The 7898-nt window shown below is 51.1% G+C and carries 3 protein-coding genes and 4 pseudogenes; all 7 read left to right on the top strand.

Annotated elements, in window-relative coordinates; genetic code table 11:
• Positions 1-1257 precede the first annotated feature (1257 nt).
• A complete protein-coding gene (locus ACR0CW_RS22875) occupies positions 1258-2691 on the top strand; it encodes an ArnT family glycosyltransferase (RefSeq protein WP_480789557.1) in 1434 nt (477 codons plus the stop codon).
• Positions 2692-2784: 93 nt separating this feature from the next.
• Positions 2785-3884, top strand: a pseudogene (locus ACR0CW_RS22870) (IS3 family transposase).
• Positions 3885-3968: 84 nt separating this feature from the next.
• Positions 3969-4463, top strand: a pseudogene (locus ACR0CW_RS22865) (IS6 family transposase); the annotation flags it as partial.
• A 628-nt stretch (positions 4464-5091) separates the two neighbouring features.
• Positions 5092-6240: a glycosyltransferase gene (locus ACR0CW_RS22860; RefSeq protein ID WP_480789556.1), complete on the top strand. Its 1149-nt coding sequence runs from the start codon at positions 5092-5094 to the stop codon at positions 6238-6240.
• Between the two features lie 157 nt (positions 6241-6397).
• A pseudogene (locus tag ACR0CW_RS22855) lies at positions 6398-6683 on the top strand (transposase); the annotation flags it as partial.
• A gap of 116 nt (positions 6684-6799) precedes the next feature.
• A pseudogene (locus tag ACR0CW_RS22850) lies at positions 6800-7060 on the top strand (DDE-type integrase/transposase/recombinase); the annotation flags it as partial.
• A 457-nt stretch (positions 7061-7517) separates the two neighbouring features.
• Complete coding sequence (locus tag ACR0CW_RS22845) at positions 7518-7658, top strand: hypothetical protein (RefSeq protein WP_480789555.1); 141 nt, start codon at positions 7518-7520, stop codon at positions 7656-7658.
• Positions 7659-7898 lie beyond the last annotated feature (240 nt).

The raw sequence follows: 7898 nt of genomic DNA, 5'->3' as shown, positions 1-7898 counted from the left end.
AATCTGGAAGGAAAAGTTCCTGAACCAAACTTGACCTGACAGAACCCGCCAGAAAAACGGCCAGCTGTCAGATCACATCGGAACCACTACAAATTAGGCTGTCATTGATCTTGGCAATCTCGGCAGGTTAGGAGAGATATTCTTCGAGTTTATCCCAACTTACAGCCCCGCGCCTCATGCGTTTCAATATAAGAACGCACCACACAAACCCTTCTCTTGGTGTTATTTCACAATGCAGTAATTGACCGATGGCGGGCAACCCTACCACCTTTCGGTACTGCTCACGCTCTATCAGGATGATTGATGCAGCTTCACGCGTTAAGGTGAAGGCAGGCAGTCTATCCATTGAACTTGTTACGTAAACTACGTAATTTCCTTATATCACCTAATGAAAATGTTCACATAGCTGGCCTGAAGATCACCGAATAGTTTCCCAAGACGTCCATCAATCGGCGTGCAGGCGATGTATGGGCTGCAGCTGCCCGTGGCCCGGTAAGCCTGTCTGACCATGGAACATCGCGCTTTGTGGTGATGTGTCGGGAGCAGTTTGACGCACTTGTCGATCGATCTGATCCGCGTGTCGCCCGCGCAACGGCTGATATTCCCGCAGATGAGGTCGCATAGTTGACTGAGGTGCTGCAGGGCGTAATGGACGATGAAGAATAACCCGGCAATCGGCGAGGTCCGGCACTATCCTTAATTGTGGAAATGGCTGGCTGGTCCAAGGTTGAATTGGGTGGCCATCAGGTCCGCTGGTGTGGCATTCTCATGACCAAGTTATTCTCAACATTGGAAAACTCGTGAGCAATCGGTATGGAGGAATTGACGGAAGCATTCACCAGATTTCGGCCGTTGTCTTAATGCTGGTGACAGTTGGTCATGTCGCTGCGGTTATCAAGTACAAAATGATCGATTGCAATGAAGTTCTGCCGCGCATGTCGTTCAGAAACGGATCCGGAAACCGGGCCACAGCAGACCGCGCTGTGCTCCGGCATATGATAGTACTAGTAAAAATGCCTCAAAATTGAGTTTCAGCACCAAGTTGCATACGCGGCTTTGACTTAGGGATAAACATCGTGACCCGGTCTGCATCTGGAATTTAACCGTTCCGATCAATCGAGAATACGATTTCAGCAAGTTTTGTGCTTGTTAAACTTGATTTCACTCGCAGTCCCCTTGCTTCGGTTGACCAAACGGACCGGCGACGTTTGAAGTTTACGTAGCCTGGGCAACCAATTCAGCCTGAAAGGTACCGCTATGAAATTCAATGCGCTCTATGTCTCAGTCTTTTTCGTCCTTTGCCACCTGGCGCTGGCAGCCTCGATACCGCTTTTCGATGATGAGGCATATTACGCGCTTTGGGCTCGGGATCTGGAATGGGGGTATTTCGATCACCCCCCGATGATCGCATACCTGATCCGCCTAGGAACCGAGATCTTTGGAGAGACAGCATTCGGCATCCGTTTCTTTCCGGTTCTCGGCTTTGGGCTGTCAGCTTATCTTGTTGGTGCGTCTGCGTTTCATTTGACCGGTAGGTCCGACACGGCGGCTCTGGCGGCGGCCTTTTTCAACATCAGCATTCTTGTTCTGGTCATTGGTACCTTTGCGACGCCGGATGCCCCTTCGGTCCTATTCTGGACGGCAACCATCTGGGCCGCAATCCACGCAATCAACTGTCCGCCACAGTTCTGTGCGCACAGCGCCATTTGGTGGATCGCCACAGGATTGCTGCTTGGATTCGGCGGACTTTCTAAGCTGACCAATGTGTTTTTGGCCATTGGTCTGCTGTGCTATCTGGCTTTTACTAGCAAGGGACGCTCATTTCTTGCTACGGCATTGCCTTACATGGCTATTATTACCGCGATCTTACCGCTTGCCCCCTATTTCATCTGGAACTATCAGAATGACTGGCTTGGATTTGAACGTCAGTTTGCAAGACTAGAGCACGGGGATTTCCAGGCAAGTACTTTAACCGAATACCTCGCAGGGTTGTTTTTTCTTCCCACACCTCTGGTTGCTTTTTTCGCGTCCAGGAGCGTGATCCAGCGGAATATCCATGCGCTGACGTTCTGGACAGCTGCCCCATTTTTATTGTATTTCCTGAACTATTCTACCCACACGCAGGTCCAGGTCAACTGGTTGACACCCTTGCAGGGAAATATCGCCTTGGCCGCGGTTCTCGGCCTGGCTGGGTTGAAAAACACAAGACACTGGGTCGGTGCAACGCTGGCCACCGGAATAGCCCTCAGCGCGATCTGTATCGGAATAGGTTTCAACCCCTGGTTCCCACTCGGCAATGCGGACACCCCCCCGAACCAGACGCGGGGCTGGGCTGACACCCGGACGGAGATCGAATCCGCCCTAAAACACGCCGAAAGTAGATGGATCATCACAACCGATTACGCAACAACAGCAATGCTGGCCCATCAGTTCCCCGATATGGGCGTACACAGCATTCTGCAACGTGAACGTTATGGATTTCGAGACAAACCAGAACCGTACCTTTGTGCCGCGAGCGCGCTACTGGTTGAACGGGCCCGGAGTGAGACGGTCGAAACAAGCCCCCTGATCGCCAAATTCAGGACCGCCAGACCGTCAAAGTTTGTCACCAGAACTCAGCGCGAAACGGTTTTGATGACCTATCGGTTGACTCCGGTTGCCGGAGTAGTTGACCCTGAATTGTGCCCCTGACACATTGCCTTTGCTGTGATCCCAGAAAAGGTCCTCGTTTATGGATAGAGCTTTCCGCCAGATTTCCCTAGGCTGTGAGAGGAGCGGATGGCGATGAAAGCATCCAAATTTACGGACGCGCAAAAGGCGTTCATCATCAAGCAAGGCGAAGAAAGAACACCTTTTGCTGAGATCTTTTGGAAGGCCGGGATCAGCCAGGCCACATACTTCAATTGGAAGAAGAAGTATGCCGGGATGTTGCCGACGGACATGAAGAAGCTGCGTGAGTTGGAAGACGAGAACAGGCGGCTGAATAAGATCGTCGCGACTTGTCGCTGGACAAAGAGATACTTCAGGATGTCATCAAACGAAAGCTCTGAGGCCTGCTCGCAAGAGAACGCTGGTCGACGAGATCAGAGCTGATTGGCGGGTATCGATCCGGAGGGCCTGCGGGCTTATCCGGTTCGATCCGCGGACATATCGGTACAAGTTTCGTCGACGCGACCAGGTCGCGTTGGAACAGCGGATCAAGGAGATTTGTGAGACTCGTGTGCGGTTGGCTACCGGCGCGTCCATGTGCTTCTGCTCCGGTAGGGTTGGGAGATCAACGCGAAGAAGGCGTATCGTGTTTACAAGGAGTTGGGTATGCAGTTGCACAATAAAACCCAAAACGCCGTGTGAAGGAAAAGCTTCGTGAAGACCGCAAAGAGGCCGTGAATCCGAATGATGTTTAGGCAATGGACGTCGTGCATGATCAGCTGGCCACAGGTCGCAAGATACGCATCCTGACAGTCATCGACACATTCTCCCGCTACGTTCCTGTGCTGGACGCCAGATTCAGCTACAAAGGCGAAGATATCGTGTCGACTTTGGACCGCATTTGCCGCAAAACCGGTTATCCCAAGACAATCAGGGTTTATAATGGCAGCGAATTTGTCTCTCGGGACATGGACCTTTGGGCCTACCAGCGGGGTATCACCCTGGACTTCTCGAGGCCAGGAAAACCCACTGACAATGCTTACTTCGAGGCGTTCAACAACAAACTCCGATCAGAATGTCTGAACGCACATTGGTTCATGGGCCTTGCAGATACAGCCGAAAAGTTGGAGGCTTGGCTTAGAGACTACAACGAAGAAAGACCACACAGCGCCATTGGGAATAACGTTCCAGCAGCGCTCATGAAATTGCAAGACGCATCCAGCCCGTCTGTGTGATCAAAAGGTGGAAAATCTAGCCCTAAGCGGCGACACTTCCAGAAGCACAGCTAATCTAAATTAGCGGCCTCTAAGGGGAACAGGTCACACAAAAAGCGTCCTGCCGATCGTTCATGGCGCATGGATGAGACCTATGTGAAAGTGAAAGGTGAGTGGGTTTATTTCTATCGGGCCATCGAAAAATACGGCACGACCCTCGACTCTATACTATTCAGACGCCGGAACAAAACTACTGCAACGAAGCTCTTCGCACGCGCGCTAGAGGTAAATGGACCGCCAAGAAAAATAGTGATAGACAAAAGTGGCGCCAACCCAGCAGGTATCAACGTCGTTAACAAGATGCTGAAAGGCTTTGGTTACCCGATACCGATAAAGATGGTGAGACAGACGTATCTCAACAACATTATTGAACAAGACCATCGATTCATCAAGCGCCAGATCAGGCCCATGTCGAGTTTTGAGGCTTTCGATTCAACTGCGTCTGCCCTAGCTGGAAGCGAATTAGTCAGCATGATCCGCAAAGGTCAATTCACGCCCCGTCTCCCCCAGTTTCAGCAGTTTGTCCAACTGGTAGGATAGTCAACCCACATGTATTTCCTTCTCGCACTTCAATGGCAGTTGCGACCGAGCCATCTGTGATCGCAATGAAAGCGGTCTTCGTTTGAATGGGCGGTCGAGCTCCGCTTCGGAAAAATAAGCGGATGCTTTCTTCGAAATCTCATTCGCGGCCGCAACTCCCGAATCTCGCGCTCGAGATCCTAGATTCGATCTTACTCCAACGGTCGTCAAACCAGCTTGCTGGCACCAAGCACGCAGGCTGTAGGGGGAGGACTCAGGCTTTGGAGTAATCTTCCGGTAAGCCGCGTTATCGCCGGTGTATTCTGGCCAGTTCTCGCGGAAAATCCGGACACCGCTTTCGCGAAATTCAGTCATGTTGGCAGGGCATGAATCCTCTGCGTAATAAGGCTTACCTTCGAAAGGTTTTACTCTCGGGTAAACGCGGGGCGATTCACCCTGCTCATTCCTTTCCTTACAAATATGTATTGTTAACGCAAAGGTTTTTCGAAGAAATATCTCTACTAAGTTCTCTAAGCGGCCCAAACTGAGTATGCCTTCACAGTAGTGGGGTTGTTTTTAGCAGACTCAACCATATCAGTCGGGCGCGACAAAATTTTTATTCCTCACTAAACCGAAAGACTCAGTCCATATGAACGCTTCAATCAGGTCGCTGCAATCTGAATACCCGGTTGATCAAACCCCACTCAGCACCCCACTGGTATCTGTGGTTGTGCCCACTTTCAATGAACGGGACAACGTTCATTTGATAGTAGATCGGCTTGAGGCCGTTCTTGCCGATGTTCCGCATGAAATTCTGTTTGTTGACGACAATTCGCCAGACAACACTGCAGAAGCAGTACATCATTCAGCCGAAAACAACCCCTCAGTGCGTCTCCTTTCCCGAGTTGGACGCAGGGGTCTGTCAGGGGCCTGCATCGAGGGGATCCTCACCGCCTCTGCTCCTTTTGTCGCCGTTATAGACGGTGATCTTCAACACGATGAGACTATTCTCACTGATATGCTTCAACGGCTTAATGCAAAAGAAGATCTTGATCTAGTAATTGGCAGCCGTCATACTGATGGCGGCTCAACCGGGTCAGGTCTGTCCAGGATTAGAAAACTCGGCAGTGAAGCATTTGGCTGGCTGACCCGCCTTGCTCTCGGTCTGCGCGTAACAGACCCGATGAGCGGATTTTTTATGGTCCGGCGGTCATCTTTCATCGCAATGGCTACAAAACTGCAATCCCAGGGTTTCAAAATCTTAACCGACATGCTTGCGACGACCCGCAACGGCTGGCAAGTTGAGGAAGTAGGCTACGAATTCCGCGTTCGTCAGAATGGCGAAAGCAAAATGGATTCTGCAATCACAATAGAATTATTGGCGTTGATTGTGTCTCACCTTACTGGCGGAATTCTGCCCATCCGCTTTATTTTGTTCTGTTTAATCGGCACAACGGGTGTAGCAGTGCAGCTCTTGACCGTCAAACTCATGATCGATATCGCCGGTTTAAACTTCGCTTCCGCTCAAATCGCCGGCATCGCCGCGGCGATGACTACAAACTTTATCTTCAACAACCTGCTGACCTACCGTGACCAATCTCTCGCTGGTGCCGCTTTCTTCGCAGGGTTGCTCAACTTTTACATCATCTGCAGTATGAGTGCGGCGATCAATTATATAACCGCTGTAAGTGTTCACACTGACACTCAACTTTGGGCGTTGGCGAGTACTCTAGGAGCTCTGGTTGGAGCCATATGGAACTTTTTACTTAGTCGGCTTTATACATGGAAGTTAGAGTAAAATGGACCGACGAGCCCAATCAATTCGAATCCCGAGATTGCAGATCGAGTAGGCTGCCAAGGTTCATGATGCATTGGTATTGGTCGCTTAGTATGCGTCACGGTTCCGGAAACGGAGCGGTGAAATCAGCTAGCTTTATTGGCTAAACGACAAACAATTGCCCAAGCTTGAACTGTTCTTTCCAAGTCGCACGGGAAGCCACGAGTGGATGATAGGCGTGTCCTGAGTGGGCAATTTTCATCAATCGGAATGGGTTTTGCTGGCGGGATGGGCCCTTTGAATACGGTCCACCAAAGACGCTGTACAGCCGATGGAAGCGGTGGAGCGAGAAAGGCATCTTCGCACTGATGCTGTTGGAATTGGCAGATCAGGGTAACGAAACGGATACGTTGATGATCGACGTGACCCATATCAAGACGCACCGCTCTGCGACAAGCATGCGGCTGATGGACCTCATGCAGTTCTACCACAAACCCAAAACCAGTAAGGCGGCAAAAGGGCACAATACCTACGCCTACTTGTTGCGTGGAATACGGGTGACCCGGCTCAATCAGTCTGGCCCGCAGACATCACCTATATGCCAATACGTAAGGGGTACTTGTATCTGGTGGCAATTATAGACTGGCACACCCGCAAGGTACTCGCTTGGCGTCGCTCAAACACGCTGGAGGCTGACTTCTGCGTCGAAGCACTGAACAAGGCGATCCGCAAGTTCGGCCTGCCTGAGATCATGAACACCGACCAAGGCTCGCAGTTCACGTCATTCGCCTGGACAAACCGGCTGCGCAGATCGGGCGTGCGCATCTTGAGGGGAGAGTAAGGGCTGGTTTCTCGACAACATCTTCGTCGAGTGGCTGTGGCGATCCTTGAAATTTGAGTGCGTCCACTTGCATGCTTGAGAAACCGGATCAGAGGCATAAGAAGGCGTCGGAAAGTGGATCGTGTTCTAAAGCTGAAAACGCCCCCATTTCGCCATGGCCGGCAAACCACCAGCTGTGATCTATTCGCGGAGTGAAGACGAAACCCAAACCGATCAGCAGGAGCAGAGAGTAGCTTAAGCTACACCAAAACCTGTCCAAATATTGCGGAATGGCTCAGGAATAAGTCCTCCGAGTTAACAGTTGAACCCTAGGGCATAGTAATACGCGATTAGTTGCGGCATATGGGTGGCCTGGACTAGAGTACCATGGCCTAGTTTACCGGAAGAGTTAGATAAACGGTTGAACGTCTACTGTCAGTTCCGAAGATGTACATTGGCCGAGCTCAGGGAAGATAATATGGATCCCTTAATCCAAAGCGCAGCAGCGCCGGACGCTCTGCAAAAGATCGGCAGCACCGTGATCCATGTCATACATCAGGCAGCCGACACAAAAGGGGCGTCCGCTAAAGGGGTTTCGGTCACTCAAGAGGTGGCGTAACGACTAAAATTCATCTGCTCGTCAAAGCCCCCGCTCCGCCCATAGGGTTAGAAACCATATGGCGGATTCTCCCGGAAGATGGAGGGAAGTTCGGTCTCAAGATCACAACCAAACATGTGCAACTGATCCAATTGACCTACTAAAGCACCTGACCCAGCCCCCTGAAATCAGGCCATTTAGGTGCTAGTAATCCGTCCAAGCAAAGGATGGACTATGAAACGCAGATTTTCAGACGAACAG

Source organism: Ruegeria sp. CH6, assembly GCF_056537005.1.
Note: the sequence above shows the minus strand (reverse complement) of the source record. Positions and strands in the feature narration are given on the sequence as shown.

Bases quoted from the DNA above. Each gene is read 5' to 3' on its own strand.
- ACR0CW_RS22875 (WP_480789557.1), top strand. From the start codon at position 1,258: ATGAAATTCAATGCGCTCTATGTCTCAGTCTTTTTCGTCCTTTGCCAC.
- ACR0CW_RS22860 (WP_480789556.1), top strand. From the start codon at position 5,092: ATGAACGCTTCAATCAGGTCGCTGCAATCTGAATACCCGGTTGATCAA.
- ACR0CW_RS22845 (WP_480789555.1), top strand. From the start codon at position 7,518: ATGGATCCCTTAATCCAAAGCGCAGCAGCGCCGGACGCTCTGCAAAAG.